Consider the following 12,728-nt stretch of genomic DNA (forward strand, 5'->3'; position numbering starts at 1 on the left):
TTGCGGGAATGTGTGGTGCTATCGGCACCTCGTATTCCCGCCTTTGGATGCAAAAATCTATCGGGACAAGAAACCATGAAGAACTGGGACGATCTGCGTTACCTGGTCGCTGTGCACAAAACCGGCTCCATGAGTTCGGCCGCACGTCTTTTGGACACCAACCCGGCCACCGTGTCGCGGCGGCTGGCCCGGCTATCCGAAACCCTGGGCTTTGAACTGTTTCTGAAGACCCCGTCAGGCTGGGTCGCCAATGACGCGGTGGGAGAGCTGATCGACAGCATCACCACCTTTGAGAACGATCTCGAATCCTACCTGAATGCCAAGGACACGACCGCCACGGAAACCCGCGGTCACGTCACCATCGGCACCCCGCCAACCGTCGCCGCCATGGTCCTGCTGCCCGGCCTGCGGGATTTCATCGAGAAATATCCAGAGCTGGAACTGACCTTCAACACCCTGCTCTATCAAGAGGCCCTGGGCGAAACCGACCTGTTCCTGACCCCCGTACGGCCCGAACAGGGGCGGCTTGTGGTGCGTTATGTCGGCAAGGTCTCGACCAATGTCTATGGTTTCGAGGACAGCCCCCGCGACGGTCGCTGGGTCGGGCTGCTGCGTGTGCATGAAAAATTTGCACCCATGCAACATGCTCGCGCGATCATGGGCGGCGCCGATCCCGATATCCGCATGGAAACCATGCTGGATGTCTGCCGCGCAGTGACCAGGACCCGCCTGCCCGGCGTCATGACCCTCTCTGCCGCGCGCAGCATCGAGGGCCTGCAAGTCTTTGATCCCGAAGCAAAGCCCAATACCTCGCCGCTATACTTGTGTTTTCACGAGACCCGGCGCAAGGATCCGGTACTGCAAACCGTGGCGGATTGGGCATCGGAATGTGTGGGCCTGCAAGAGGCGACATGATTGCGACACTGCAAAAATGCAACCACAGGTTTTCCGTCGGACAACTTGTGGCGCATATGATGACCATGCATATTCATTCACAGATTGATTGATTTGTTTCGATGGCGCAAAATCACTCCCCCTATGGGCTGCGCCATTTCCCCCTTTTTTGGGGTTCGCCCAGGCGAAGGGTTTTTGAATTTACGCGGCAATCGAATTTTTCGATCGCTGTGGAGGTTGGCCTGAAACGCCGGTTCGCGGCGGTCCTCGGTCCGTTGGCTGACCTCAACATGGTGGTTTGACGCTTCTACCCCGTCAATCCCTTCCAACTGGGCCGGCCCGAACCGCCGGCCCTTTTTCTTTCCCTGACATGGTCGCCACTGCACTGCCGCTGCCATGGCGCACGCCGCATGGCAGCGACATGTGGCCGAGCCATGCTTGCAACCGACACACGCGCCGGAGCGTTTGCGCCCCTACAGGTTGTAGAGATCACCAAATTTAGCCTCGACATAATCCAGCAGCGGCGCGGCCGTGGGCGCCGCACCGACGGCCTGGGTGATCACGTCGCGCGGGGTCCGCAGGCTGCCGTGACGCTGTACCTTCTCTTGCAGCCATCCGGTTGCGGCGCTGGTATCGCCCTGCGCCAGCTGGTCATCAAGGTTCGGCACATCCGCGCGCAGCGCCTGGTGCAGACAACCGGCATAGACATTGCCCAGCGAATAGGTCGGGAAATAGCCAAATAGCCCGACCGACCAATGCACATCCTGCAAACACCCCAGCGAGGGGCGCGGCACGTCATAGCCGAAATCGGCACGGAAGCGTTCGTTCCATGCCCCTTCCAGATCGGCGACGGCCAGATCGCCGAAGATCAAAGCCCGCTCCAGATCGAATCGCAGCATGACGTGCAGATTGTATTGCAGCTCATCCGCCTCAGTCCGGATAAAGCCCCGCTGCACATTGTTGACAGCGGCATAGAAGGCCTCCTCATCCGCGATACCGAAATCACCGAAGGCATCACGCATCTGACCGAAGACCCAGCTGGTAAACGCGCGGGAACGCCCCAGCTGATTTTCGTAGATGCGGCTTTGGCTTTCGTGCACCCCCATCGAAACACCCTGCCCCAGCGGCGACAGGGCATAGGCCTCATCGATATTCTGTTCATAGCAGGCGTGACCCACCTCGTGAATCGTCGAATACAGACAATTGAACGGATCCGTCGGGCTGGTGCGGGTGGTGATCCGCACATCCGCCCCGGAGCCGGAGGAAAACGGATGCACCGCCTTGTCGATCCGGCCCCGGTTCAGATCATAGCCGAAGGCCAGGGCCAGTTTTTCCGTCAGGGCCATCTGCGCGGCTTCGTCGAACTGGCCTTTCACGCCCTGCGGCGCCGGGCGGTCCAGCACGCGGGCGCGCAGCTCGACCAGCCGGGGGCGCATTTCGGCGAACATCGCCTCCAGCTGCGAGGCGGTGGCGCCGGGTTCGTAATCGTCAAGCAACGCGTCGTAGGGATCGCCGCCGTCGGCCAGCGCCGCACCCTCTTCCTGCCGCAGCCGGACGATGGTTTCCAGCACCGGGACAAAGGCCGCGACATCGTCATCCCCCCGCGCCTGGGCCCATTGCCCCTGCGCCACGGATGTCACCCGTGCGATCTCCGCCGCCAGGCTGGCCGGCACGCGGGAGTTGCGTTCAAAGCCACGCCGGATCAACCGCAGCTTGGCGGCGTCCACTTCCGTCAGGGTCGTGCCCTCCGCCTCTGACAGCCAGTCACCGATCCGGGGATCGGTGCGCCGGGCGTGCAGCACTGCCTCGATCGCGGCCTTTTCCTCGCCCCGTTGGGCGGCGGCGCCGCGCGGCATCATGGTTTCCTGGTCCCATTCCAGGCGTCCGGCAATGGCGGCCAGCGCTTCGGTCCCGGATTGGAAGGTCAGTAGATCGGTCAATGCGGTCATGGGGTTAGCCTCTGATGGAGGTTGCAACGGGATAAGCGGCGAGGAACCGGGCGCGCAGGATCAGAACCCAGAGGATCACGGCCGCCAGCTGATGCAGGATCGCCACCTGCCAGGGGGCGCCGGTCACCACCGTGGCGATACCCAGGCCAACCTGGAAGCACAGCGCGATGAAGGCGGCAGCAAAGGCGGCACGGGTGCGCGGATGGGCCGATTTCCGCCCCCGCAGGACCACAACGATGCCAAAGACGAACAGCAGGTAGCCCGTCATCCGGTGAATGAACTGCACCAGTCCCGGATTCTCCAGGAAGTTGCGCCAGACCGGGTCGATGAAGAACGGATCGGGCGGCAGGATCCCCCCGCCCATTGTCGGCCAATCCGTATAGGACCGGCCCGCGTCGATCCCCGCCACCAGCGCCCCGATCAGGATCTGGAGAAAGGCGAAATGCAGGAACCCGGTCGCCAGGCCGAACTGCTTGCGTTCCCGCGCGCGGCGGGCCTGAAGCAGGTCGCGGTCCGGGCGGCCCAGCTCGAACACGTACCAGGCGATGTAGCCCAGGATCACGAAAGCCAGCCCCAAATGTACCGCCAGGCGGTAGGAGGCCACGTCCAGCATCGTCCCCGCCAGCCCCGAGGACACCATCCACCAGCCCACGGCCCCCTGCGCGCCGCCCAGCAGGCCGACCCACAACCCGCGTTCGCGCCAGCCGGGGGGAAACTTGCCCAGCCCCCACAGCGCAAAGAACCCAAGCGCCCAGACCAGTCCGATCACCCGGCCCAGTTGCCGATGGCCCCATTCCCACCAGTAGATCTGCTTGAAATCAGACAGTTCCATCCAGGCGTTCTGCACCTTGAACTCGGGGATCTGGCGGTACTTGTCGAATTCCGATTGCCAATCGGCCTGCGACATCGGCGGCACCGCCCCGGTCACCGGGCGCCATTCGGTGATCGACAGCCCGCTGTCGGTCAGCCGGGTCAGACCGCCGACGACGATCATCGCCATCACCAGCGCAAAGATCACCATCAGCCAGCCCCGCACCGCCCGGCGCGAGCCGCGGCGCCCGCGGTCGATCACACCTGTCTCGGCCCCGGCCTTCTGGTCGGTGGCGACTTCCTCGAAAATGTTGCGGTTCTGGCTCATCACGCTCTCCGTCCTGTCGCCGCGAACCTAGGCGCCCGAAAGGGCAGCGGCAAGTCAGCCGCGCTCTTTCCAGCGGACCATCTGTCGCAGGATCCCGTGCAGCATCTGCACGTCCGAGCGGGTCAACGGCATTCGCGACCAGAGGTTGCGCAGATTCAGCTTCATCCCCTCTGCCTTGGTCTCGGGAAGGAAGAAACCCGCCTGGTCCAGCCGCTCTTCGTAATGGGCCGACAGCTTTTCCATCTCCACCTGGCTCGCCCAGTCCGAGCCGGCCATCTCCACCCGCTCCGGCGTCACCTCCACCGCCTGGCGGCGCCATTCATAGGCTGTCAGCAACACGCATTGCGCCAGGTTGAGCGAGGCGAATTCCGGGTTCACCGGTACGTTGATGATCGCGTTGGCACGAACGATGTCGTCATTCTCCAGACCCGCGCGCTCCGGCCCGAAGAGCACCGCCACCCTTTCCCCGCCAGAGATTTTCTCCCGCGCGATCTCCATGGCGCGTTCGGGGGTGACCACCGGCTTGGTCAGGCCCCGCGACCGGGCCGTGGTGGCAAAGACATAGGTGCAATCCTCCAGCGCGGCGGGCGTATCGGCATGGATCCCCGCCTCGTCCAGCAGCCGCCCCGCGCCCGAGGCCAGCGCCACGGCCCGCGGATTGGGCCAGCCATCGCGCGGATCAACGATGCGCATCCGATCCAGCCCGAAATTCCACATTGCACGGGCCGCACCCCCGATATTTTCACCCATCTGCGGGCGGACAAGGACAAAGGCGGGCTGGGACATGGGGAACCTCCTGGGCGAAACCTGCATTCTCCTATCCAAGCCATCGGGGGAAGTCACCCCCGCCGGATCCCGCCGCTCTTCGGCCAGGGGGGGCCGCGCCCGCCCCCTTCGGGCGGAAAAATACCGCCGCCGGAGGCACGGCGCGCAGCGCCGTCCCCCCTTCCCCTCCCGCGCGGTTCCGCGTTATAGCACCGCGACGTGAAAGGATCCCGTCATGTCAGAATCCGCGACCTCCGAACCGACACAGCCGCAGATCTACCTGATCTCGCCGCCCGATTTCGAATTGTCGACCTTCCCCGACCAGCTGGCCGCCGTGCTGGACCGGCACGATGTCGCCTGTGTGCGCCTGGCCCTGGCCAGCCATGACGAGGACCGCCTGTGCCGCGCCGCAGATGCGCTGCGCGAGGTGACACATCAGCGCGACGTGGCGCTGGTGATCTCCCGCCATTTCCTGCTGGCCGAACGGCTGGGCCTGGATGGCGTGCACCTGGAGGACGGCGCCCGATCCGTGCGCAAGGCGCGCAAGCAGCTGGGCACCGAGGCCATCGTCGGCGCCCATTGCGGCACCTCCCGCCACGAGGGGATCGGCGCGGCGGAGGCCGGCGCCGATTACGTCAGTTTCGGCCCGCTGGCGGCCAGCGCGCTGGCGGATGGCGACCTGGCGGAGGCCGAGCTCTTCCAATGGTGGTCCGAGATGATCGAGGTGCCGGTGGTCGCAGAGGGCGGCCTGACCTCCGATCTGGCGCGCGCGCTGTCGCCCATGACCGATTTCTTCGGAATAGGCGCCCCGCTTTGGGAGGCGGAAGACCCCGCCGCAGCCCTCACCACCCTGACACAGGCTTTTCAGGCCTGACGCTCCCGGCGTCGGTCAGCGCATTGCCGCCTGTCAGACGCCGGGCGCGTCAGGCGGCCTGCCGAACCCGCGTCTCCGCAGCGGATCGGGCTGCTGCGGGTTCCGGCAAGGGCGACGCGGTCCAAACAGGCGCGACCACCCTCCGCCGGACGCTCCCGTCCCCTTGCAACACAGGGCCCAAAAACCAGGGCCCGCAAACACAGGGTCCGCAATCACAGGCCTCGTTTCCGCCCTGCCGGACCCGCCGCCGGGTCCGGAAAATCGATCATCGGTCTAACCGATCACCCGCCGATCCGGCGCACCTCCGGCATGGCGCCGCGCACCGTGTTCTCGCAGGCGCGGGTCAGGGCCTTTCGGTCGGCGAAATCGCGCACCCTGAACGGCGGGTGGTAGACCACGCGCACGCCCCCCCCCCGGCGCTGGCCGAGAACCGTCATCAGGTGCTCTCCGAACCCGGTATCGCCCCACCAGCCGTAGAAATCCACGTCCTGCCCGTCGGGGCCGGTATAGATCAGTGTCACCGGCTGGACATGCAGGTCGGCATCCAGCGCCGGGTCGAACAGCGCCGCGAACAAGGTGGATTTGAAAGGCAACACCCGCATCCCGTCGGTGGATGTCCCCTCGGGAAAGAACAGCAGCCGCTGCCCCCGCGCCAGCCGGTCGCGAAAGGCCGCCGTCTGGCTGCGGGCCTCCCGCCGGTCGCGGCGCACGAACAGGGTATCGGCGATCCGCGCCAGCGGGCCGATGCCCGGCCAGGCGGCGACCTCCGCCTTGGCGACGAAAGTGATGCGCTGCGCCCGGTTCAGGCTGAAGATATCGACCCAGCTGACATGATTGGCCACCACGATGCCTGGCTCCTCCATCGGGCGCCCTTCGACCTGGTGGGAGATCCGGGCCAGCGGAAAGAACAGCCGGCAGATCCGCTGCTGAACCCGTGCCGACCAGGGGCGGCGCGCGCCGTGAAACGGCCGCTCTGCCGCACGCAGGATCAGCATCACCGCCAGTCCCAGGGCGATCAACGTTCCCAGCAGCGCGGCCCGCAGCACGAACCGCGCTTTCTGCACCGGGGTCAACGCGATCACCGGCGCGGGGCGCACCCCCATCCAGGTGCTCACGCGTCGCCCCGCCGATAGATCCGGCCCTGGGCTTCGTTCACCCGCCGCATGTCGAGAACCAGACAGACATCCACCGTGTTGAATGCATGATCTACAAACGCCCCCTCGCCCACGAATCCGCCCAGCCGCAGGTAGCCCTTGATCAGGGCCGGAACCTCCAGCATGGCGCGGCGGCGGTCCAGCCCTGCCTCCGGCAACAGGTCCATGGGCTGGAAGGCCTCTGCCACCGTGCGCACCCGCAGATCCGCCGGCGCCAGGTGCCGGTGATGCAACAGCGACAGCGGCGCCGCCAGCGCCTGCACATCCGTGCCGTGAAAGGACGCGACGCCGAACAGAACCTCGATCCTGCGGCTTTCGACATATTCGGCCAATGCCGCCCAGAGATGGAACATCGCCATGCCGCCGCGATAGGCCGGATGCAGGCAGGAGCGGCCCAGCTCCAGCAACCGCCGGCCAGAGGTTTTCAGCACCGACAGATCGTATTCATCCTCGGAATAGAACTGCCCGATCCGCGCCGCGCGGTCCTGCGGCAACAACCGGTAGACGCCGACAACCTGGTCACGCACCCCGCCGCCCCGTGCCTGGTCCAGCAGCAGAAGATGGTCGAAATCCGGGTCGAAGCGGTCACGCTCAAGCCCCGCGTCGTGGTCGACCAGCTCGCCCCCGCCACCCAATTCGCGCACGAAGACATCATAGCGCAGGCGCTGCGCGGCCTCCAGATCCTCGGCGGAGGCGGCAAGCCGGGTTACGAATCGCGGAGAAGAAGCTGTCATGACGGCAAGCTACGGAAAAAGAACAGAAAGAGAAGGACCATGTGCTGCGGCTTTTAGGAAGTCCGGCGCCGCCGCGCAAGGGACTGCGCAAGCGCGCGCCCCGCCGCCACGACAGAGACACGGCGGCCTTGGCCGAAAACCGCTGCGCTGTTAACCTGACCTTAATGTCTAACCCGTTTCATAGACCTGGATGAGACCAACGCGGGCGCCGTCGATAACGATCTTGCCTGCCTCGGGGAAATTGACCGTGATACGACCACCGATATTCGACTGTACCTGCCCCACACCCCAATCCGGTTGCTGCGGATGACGTACCAGCATCCCCGGTTCCAGCAATGCGTTCAATTCCATCATCCGCGCGTTCCCTTCGGCTGGGGATCAGGTCATGGGGGATGATAGACTGATCCTTGCCCGGCTCATAGGGTCGCGGATCTGCCATGACCTGACCTCCCCCGTCGGGGCGATCCAGAACGGGCTGGAATTGCTGACCATGATGCCCTCCGCCGGCAGTGGGGAACTGGCGATGATCAGCGAAAGCGCCGTACACGCCTCCGCCCGGCTGCGGTTCATGCGGCTTGCCTTCGGCATGGCCGGGACCGATCACACCGCCGCTGCCGGGGAAATCGTCGGGATCCTGCATGATCTGGGAAGCGGACGGCGATGCGCCTATCACTGGACCCCCGACAGCACCACGACCCGGCGGGAAGTGCAGGAGGTCTTTCTGGCCATGCTCTGCCTGGAAAGCGCGCTGCCACGCGGCGGGGACATCCGCGTCACCACCCCGGCGCTAACCGCGATGGTCGGGGCAGCCGCCGCGCCCGGGCCGCCCGCCGGTCCCGCCCCCCGATGGCAGATCGCAGCACCCGCCACACCGACCCACCCTGCGCCCTTCCTGTGGGAAACGCTGAAAACCGGCGCCGATGCTGCGCAGGTGCAGCCGGACCAGGTGCAGTTCCTGCTGCTGTATCACCTGCTTGCGGCGCGACAGACCCAGGTGGAAATGGGGATGTCCGACGGGCAGATCACCCTGCGCCTTTAACCCTCCACGGACGGACGCATGTCTCGGGCCAGTTGACGGGAAGATTGTGCCCATGTGCTACATCGCCGGGCGCAGGCGAATCCCGTTCATCGCCAGGTCAACGATATGTGCCCGCCGTTCGGATCGCGCTTGCGGCGTGTCGAATTCCCGTCCGAACGCGCGAGAGATGGTGAAGATGTTGGCAAAGTAAAAGAACGACATGCCCGCGATCGACAGGTAGAAATGCAGCGGGTCCAGCCCCCGGCGGAACACGCCTTCCTCGACACCGCGGGCCAATGTTTCCGCGATCAACTCGATGATCGGGGTATTTAGTGCCTGCACATGATCAGAGATCACCAGATGCCGCCCACCGTGGGCATTCTCGTCGGCCAACAAGCGCACGAAATCACGATTGTCATCCAGGTAATCATAGGAAAACTCGATCAACCGGCGCATTGCTTCCTCCGCCGGGATGGCGCCCAGGTGCAGCTCTGCCTCCCGCTCCCGGATCTGGGCATAGACCTTCTCCAGCACAGCGGAATACAGCCCGTCCTTGCTGCCGAAATAATGGTAGACCAGCTGCTTGTTCACGCCCGCCCGCTGCGCGATGGCGTCGATCCGTGCCCCCTCCAGTCCCGATTCCGCAAACACCGCCTGCGCTGCTTTCAGCAACAGGCGCCGCGTCTCGTCCGCCATCTCCGTTCGGGTTTTCCTGCCTGCCATGATACTGATTTCACACCCGTTTCCGAACCGAAGCCTGCGATGAAACCTATCCGCGATCCTTGCAGGCGGCAAGCGCGCGGGCCGCGCCATGGCCCAGCTGTCCGGGCTTTGTCACGAATTGGGGGAATTTGACGGGCCGGTGTTAACCCCCGCTTAGGGACAGGTCTCTAGAACCGACGCCAGGGACGCCTATCCGCGCTGCGCCCGGCGCCAGGCGGCGGGTGTGGTGCCGGCAAGTTGGCGAAAGGTGCGGGTCAGGTGCGATTGGTCGGAGAAACCCAGGCTGGCGGCGATATCACCCAGCGGTCTGTCCGTGCCGCGCAGCATCTCCTTTGCGCGGGCAATGCGCTCGCGGCGCTGCCAGTTCAGGGGAGTCTCGCCGGTTGTTTCCTTGAACACATGGGCGAACCAGCTATCGGACAGGCCGACCTCGGCCGCCATCTCCGCGATGGTCATCCGCTGGCAACGCCCGGCATGAAACCGGGTAGTCAGGCGTTTCACCTGCGCCGCCGTCAGGCCTCCCCGCGCGGGGGCCTCCCGAAGGTCCAGGAGGCCGGTGACCAGGCTGGCCACCAGGCTTTGCGCATAAAGCGCATGGTGGCGGGGTTCGGTCAACTCCTCCACCAGCAAACTGGCCAACACGTCCGTCCCGGCGACGTCCTGACGCTCCACGGGTCGGTCAAGTGCGGCGCGTGCACCGGCCTGGCCAAGGGCCGGCGCCAGCAGCTCCATCATCCGATCGCGATGCAGATGCAGGTCGAGATGGGCAAACCGGTGCGGCGCGGTAAAGCTGGTCCAGACCGGCATCCCGGCAGGGACATAGACCGCCCGGCGCATCGGGCGCGCGGCGGCAAGGCCGCCGCCGATATCGTTCGTCACCTGGATCTGTCGGGAAACATCGTTGAAAAAGAAGACAATGCGCGGATCTGGAGACAAGTAATATCCCTCTGCCCCGGTCACACCTTCCGCCTGCCAGAAGGCACCGACGATCCCGCCCAGCCCCCGCCACCGCACTGGTGCGGTGGGTTGGATGCCCCGGGTATAGGTTGTCATGGAATGCCGAAAGCTCATCGCGCGCCCTGCCTTGCGTCCCGCACCGGGAGGGACCCGGGGATCGCGGTGATCTGGCTGGCTGGCGAGGCCGCACTGGTTCCGAGGGAAACCGGCAGGGCCGTTGGCTGGCGCTGCGCCCGTCCTAAGGCGATTGGCGGAGGGGCGCAAGGCCGGGGCGCGGGCGAAATTCGCGGCGCGCCCCGAAGCAGGATTGTTTCCCGATCGCCCCCGACGGGGCGGTCCGGCGGATCAGATGTGTATCACCTTGCCAAAGGCGTCCAGGACGGATTCGTGCATCATTTCCGACAGGGTCGGATGCGGGAAGACGGTTTGCATCAGGTCTTCCTCGGTCGTTTCCAACTGGCGGGCGACGACGTAGCCCTGGATCAACTCCGTCACCTCGGCCCCGACCATGTGGGCGCCCAGCAACTCCCCGGTTTTGACGTCGAAGATCGTCTTGACCAGCCCGTCGGCTTCGCCCATCGCGACGGCCTTGCCGTTGCCGATGAAGGGGAAGCGCCCGACCTTGATCTCATAGCCCTGCGCCTTCGCCTTTTCCTCCGTCAGCCCGACAGATGCGACTTGCGGATGGCAATAGGTGCAGCCGGCAATCTGCTCCGGCTTGACCGGATGAGGATGCCGACCGGCGGCCAGTTCGGCCACCATCACGCCCTCGTGGCTGGCCTTGTGCGCCAGCCAAGGCGCGCCGGCGATATCGCCAATGGCATACAGCCCCTCGACCCCGGTGCGGCAGAACTCATCCGTCACCACATGGGTGCGGTCGATCTTGACCCCGAGCTCCTCCAGGCCCAGCCCCTCGGTATTGCCGACGATGCCCACGGCGGAAATCACGGTGTCGAAATCGCGTGTTTCCACCTTGCCGTCGATCTCGATATGCGCGGTCACCTTGCCCTTGGCGCGATCCAGTTTCTTCACCCCGGCCTTTTGCAGGAGGGTCATGCCCTGTTTCTCGAACCGCTTCTTCGCAAAGGCGGAGATTTCGGCATCTTCCACCGGCAACACGCGGTCCATCACCTCCACCACCGTGGTATCGGCGCCCATCGTGTTGTAAAAGCTCGCGAATTCAATGCCGATGGCACCCGATCCGATAACCAGGAGCTTTTTCGGCATGCGGGGCGGGTTCAATGCGTGACGGTAGGTCCAGACCAGATCGCCATCGGCCTCGAGGCCGGGCAGCTCACGCGCGCGGGCGCCGGTGGCGACAATGATATGCGTACCGGTCAGATCCTCGGTTCCGGCGTCGGTTTTCACCAAGACGCGGCCTTTGGCGGGCAGCGATGCCTCACCCATGAAGACGGTGACCTTGTTCTTCTTCAGCAGGTGCTTCACCCCGCTTTCCATCTGTTTCGCCACCCCGCGCGAACGCTTGACGACACGGCCGAGGTCAAAACCGACCCCCTCCACGGAGAGGCCGAATTCCTCCGCCCGGTGCATGGTGTGAAACACTTCGGAGGAGCGCAGCAGCGCCTTGGTCGGGATGCAGCCCCAGTTCAGGCAGATGCCGCCCAGGTTCTCCCGCTCCACCACCGCGACGCTCAGCCCCAGCTGCGCGGCCCGGATCGCGGAGACATAGCCACCCGGGCCTGCCCCGATCACGATGAAATCAAACGATTTGGCCGCCATCTCAGCCTCCCTTTTTCAGATAGTTTGATATTAAACTATTTCTAAACCCCCAGCAACCAAAGCCGCCGGCACCGCGTCGAAACGCGAAACGCGGCGCGATAGGCACCGCGCCGCGTTCTGAAACCTGTATCACATATCCGCCCCGGCAAGGGGTGTGGATCAGCCTGCGCGCAGTTCGGCCACGGTGCTGCCATAGCCGCCATTGTCGACATAGGCCTGTTCAGGGGCGGTGAACTTCCGCGCCAGCGCGCTGTTGCGGTAGGGGAAGCGGCCGAATTTGCGGATCACTTCGCGGTGGGCCTTGGCGTGCAGCAAATTGTCCTGCCCGGACTGCGGCATCCGGTCCAGCATCAGGCGGACACAGCGGTCCTGGTCGCACAGGTTCTCCGAATGCATCAGCGGCAGATAGAAGAACTGGCGCGCCGGCTCGTCGATGCGCATGTCCCAGCCCGACTTGATCGCCATCTTTGCCGCCGCCAAGGCCGGACGGTCGGTGGCGAATGCCTGCCCCGTGCCGCGGAACATGTTGCGGGGGAACTGGTCGGTCAGGATGATGTAGGCCAGCGCGCCCGAGGCATAGGTCAGCCACATGCCGTAGCCGCCCTCCTCCGCGCAGCTCCAGGCCTCTGCGAACCTGTCGGTGATGGTGGCATCCAGATCGGGACCGGGGACGTACCAGCCGGCGGGGCCGACCTCGTCCAGCCAGAATGACAGAACCTGCTCCGGCGAAACCATGTGGTCCTCCTTTACGCCGCATTACCTCATGTCAACGAATGTGACAG

Annotated in this window: 13 protein-coding genes; 3 read left to right on the plus strand and 10 right to left on the minus strand. The window is 65.0% G+C overall.

What is annotated here, in order from left to right:
- The first annotated feature begins 75 nt into the window (after nucleotides 1–75).
- The gene (locus G5A46_RS14815; RefSeq protein ID WP_163850589.1) at nucleotides 76–915 is read left to right on the plus strand and encodes a LysR family transcriptional regulator; all 840 of its coding nucleotides are present in this window, start codon (nucleotides 76–78) and stop codon (nucleotides 913–915) included.
- 452 nt (nucleotides 916–1,367) lie between these two features.
- On the opposite strand, the gene G5A46_RS14825 is transcribed toward G5A46_RS14815, so the two are convergent.
- Genes G5A46_RS14825 through G5A46_RS14835 form a run of 3 tightly spaced genes read right to left on the minus strand, consistent with a single transcriptional unit; the run spans nucleotide 1,368 to nucleotide 4,767 of the window.
- Nucleotides 1,368–2,843: a carboxypeptidase M32 gene (locus tag G5A46_RS14825; RefSeq protein ID WP_163850593.1), complete on the minus strand. Its 1,476-nt coding sequence runs from the start codon at nucleotides 2,841–2,843 to the stop codon at nucleotides 1,368–1,370.
- Nucleotides 2,844–2,847: 4 nt separating this feature from the next.
- The gene (gene ctaA / locus G5A46_RS14830) at nucleotides 2,848–3,981 is read right to left on the minus strand and encodes a heme A synthase (protein WP_163850595.1); all 1,134 of its coding nucleotides are present in this window, start codon (nucleotides 3,979–3,981) and stop codon (nucleotides 2,848–2,850) included.
- A gap of 54 nt (nucleotides 3,982–4,035) precedes the next feature.
- Nucleotides 4,036–4,767, minus strand: a complete 732-nt coding sequence (locus tag G5A46_RS14835) for an RNA methyltransferase (RefSeq protein WP_163850597.1) — start codon at nucleotides 4,765–4,767, stop codon at nucleotides 4,036–4,038.
- A gap of 214 nt (nucleotides 4,768–4,981) precedes the next feature.
- On the opposite strand from G5A46_RS14835, the gene G5A46_RS14840 reads away from it, so the two are divergent.
- Nucleotides 4,982–5,620, plus strand: coding sequence for a thiamine phosphate synthase (locus G5A46_RS14840; RefSeq protein WP_163850599.1), 639 nt, complete (start codon nucleotides 4,982–4,984; stop codon nucleotides 5,618–5,620).
- Nucleotides 5,621–5,901: 281 nt separating this feature from the next.
- Here the strand turns inward: G5A46_RS14840 and olsA are convergent, their stop codons facing one another.
- The 3 genes from olsA to G5A46_RS14855 all read right to left on the minus strand — a co-directional run bounded on the left by olsA (nucleotide 5,902) and on the right by G5A46_RS14855 (nucleotide 7,862).
- Nucleotides 5,902–6,735, minus strand: a complete 834-nt coding sequence (gene olsA, locus G5A46_RS14845; RefSeq protein WP_239520964.1) for a lyso-ornithine lipid O-acyltransferase — start codon at nucleotides 6,733–6,735, stop codon at nucleotides 5,902–5,904.
- Nucleotides 6,732–7,508, minus strand: a complete 777-nt coding sequence (gene olsB / locus G5A46_RS14850; protein ID WP_163850600.1) for an L-ornithine N(alpha)-acyltransferase — start codon at nucleotides 7,506–7,508, stop codon at nucleotides 6,732–6,734. The genes olsA and olsB overlap by 4 nt, the downstream gene beginning before the upstream one ends.
- Nucleotides 7,509–7,676: 168 nt before the next feature.
- Nucleotides 7,677–7,862, minus strand: a complete 186-nt coding sequence (locus G5A46_RS14855) for a DUF3553 domain-containing protein (RefSeq protein WP_163850603.1) — start codon at nucleotides 7,860–7,862, stop codon at nucleotides 7,677–7,679.
- Between the two features lie 31 nt (nucleotides 7,863–7,893).
- Here G5A46_RS14855 and G5A46_RS14860 point away from each other — a divergent pair, with 31 nt between their 5' ends.
- Entirely contained in the window at nucleotides 7,894–8,547 is a 654-nt protein-coding gene (locus G5A46_RS14860; protein ID WP_163850604.1) for a histidine phosphotransferase family protein, read from the plus strand.
- A gap of 57 nt (nucleotides 8,548–8,604) precedes the next feature.
- Here the strand turns inward: G5A46_RS14860 and G5A46_RS14865 are convergent, their stop codons facing one another.
- From G5A46_RS14865 to G5A46_RS14880, 4 genes are all read right to left on the minus strand, one after another.
- The gene (locus G5A46_RS14865) at nucleotides 8,605–9,249 is read right to left on the minus strand and encodes a TetR/AcrR family transcriptional regulator (protein ID WP_163850606.1); all 645 of its coding nucleotides are present in this window, start codon (nucleotides 9,247–9,249) and stop codon (nucleotides 8,605–8,607) included.
- A gap of 189 nt (nucleotides 9,250–9,438) precedes the next feature.
- Complete coding sequence (locus tag G5A46_RS14870) at nucleotides 9,439–10,320, minus strand: helix-turn-helix domain-containing protein (RefSeq protein WP_204318765.1); 882 nt, start codon at nucleotides 10,318–10,320, stop codon at nucleotides 9,439–9,441.
- Between the two features lie 231 nt (nucleotides 10,321–10,551).
- Nucleotides 10,552–11,946: a dihydrolipoyl dehydrogenase gene (lpdA, locus tag G5A46_RS14875; protein ID WP_163850608.1), complete on the minus strand. Its 1,395-nt coding sequence runs from the start codon at nucleotides 11,944–11,946 to the stop codon at nucleotides 10,552–10,554.
- Between the two features lie 159 nt (nucleotides 11,947–12,105).
- Entirely contained in the window at nucleotides 12,106–12,681 is a 576-nt protein-coding gene (locus tag G5A46_RS14880) for a DUF924 family protein (RefSeq protein WP_163850610.1), read from the minus strand.
- Nucleotides 12,682–12,728 lie beyond the last annotated feature (47 nt).

This window comes from Pseudooceanicola aestuarii (genome assembly GCF_010614805.1).
GTDB classification, from domain to species: Bacteria; Pseudomonadota; Alphaproteobacteria; order Rhodobacterales; family Rhodobacteraceae; genus Pseudooceanicola; species Pseudooceanicola aestuarii.

What these genes read in the sequence shown, in the direction of transcription:
- G5A46_RS14870 (WP_204318765.1), bottom strand. Translation starts at nt 10,320, where the DNA reads ATGAGCTTTCGGCATTCCATGACAACCTATACCCGGGGCATCCAACCC.
- G5A46_RS14865 (WP_163850606.1), bottom strand. Translation starts at nt 9,249, where the DNA reads ATGGCAGGCAGGAAAACCCGAACGGAGATGGCGGACGAGACGCGGCGC.
- lpdA (WP_163850608.1), bottom strand. Translation starts at nt 11,946, where the DNA reads ATGGCGGCCAAATCGTTTGATTTCATCGTGATCGGGGCAGGCCCGGGT.
- G5A46_RS14835 (WP_163850597.1), bottom strand. Translation starts at nt 4,767, where the DNA reads ATGTCCCAGCCCGCCTTTGTCCTTGTCCGCCCGCAGATGGGTGAAAAT.
- G5A46_RS14815 (WP_163850589.1), top strand. Translation starts at nt 76, where the DNA reads ATGAAGAACTGGGACGATCTGCGTTACCTGGTCGCTGTGCACAAAACC.
- G5A46_RS14825 (WP_163850593.1), bottom strand. Translation starts at nt 2,843, where the DNA reads ATGACCGCATTGACCGATCTACTGACCTTCCAATCCGGGACCGAAGCG.
- olsB (WP_163850600.1), bottom strand. Translation starts at nt 7,508, where the DNA reads ATGACAGCTTCTTCTCCGCGATTCGTAACCCGGCTTGCCGCCTCCGCC.
- G5A46_RS14860 (WP_163850604.1), top strand. Translation starts at nt 7,894, where the DNA reads ATGGGGGATGATAGACTGATCCTTGCCCGGCTCATAGGGTCGCGGATC.
- ctaA (WP_163850595.1), bottom strand. Translation starts at nt 3,981, where the DNA reads ATGAGCCAGAACCGCAACATTTTCGAGGAAGTCGCCACCGACCAGAAG.
- G5A46_RS14840 (WP_163850599.1), top strand. Translation starts at nt 4,982, where the DNA reads ATGTCAGAATCCGCGACCTCCGAACCGACACAGCCGCAGATCTACCTG.
- G5A46_RS14855 (WP_163850603.1), bottom strand. Translation starts at nt 7,862, where the DNA reads ATGATGGAATTGAACGCATTGCTGGAACCGGGGATGCTGGTACGTCAT.
- G5A46_RS14880 (WP_163850610.1), bottom strand. Translation starts at nt 12,681, where the DNA reads ATGGTTTCGCCGGAGCAGGTTCTGTCATTCTGGCTGGACGAGGTCGGC.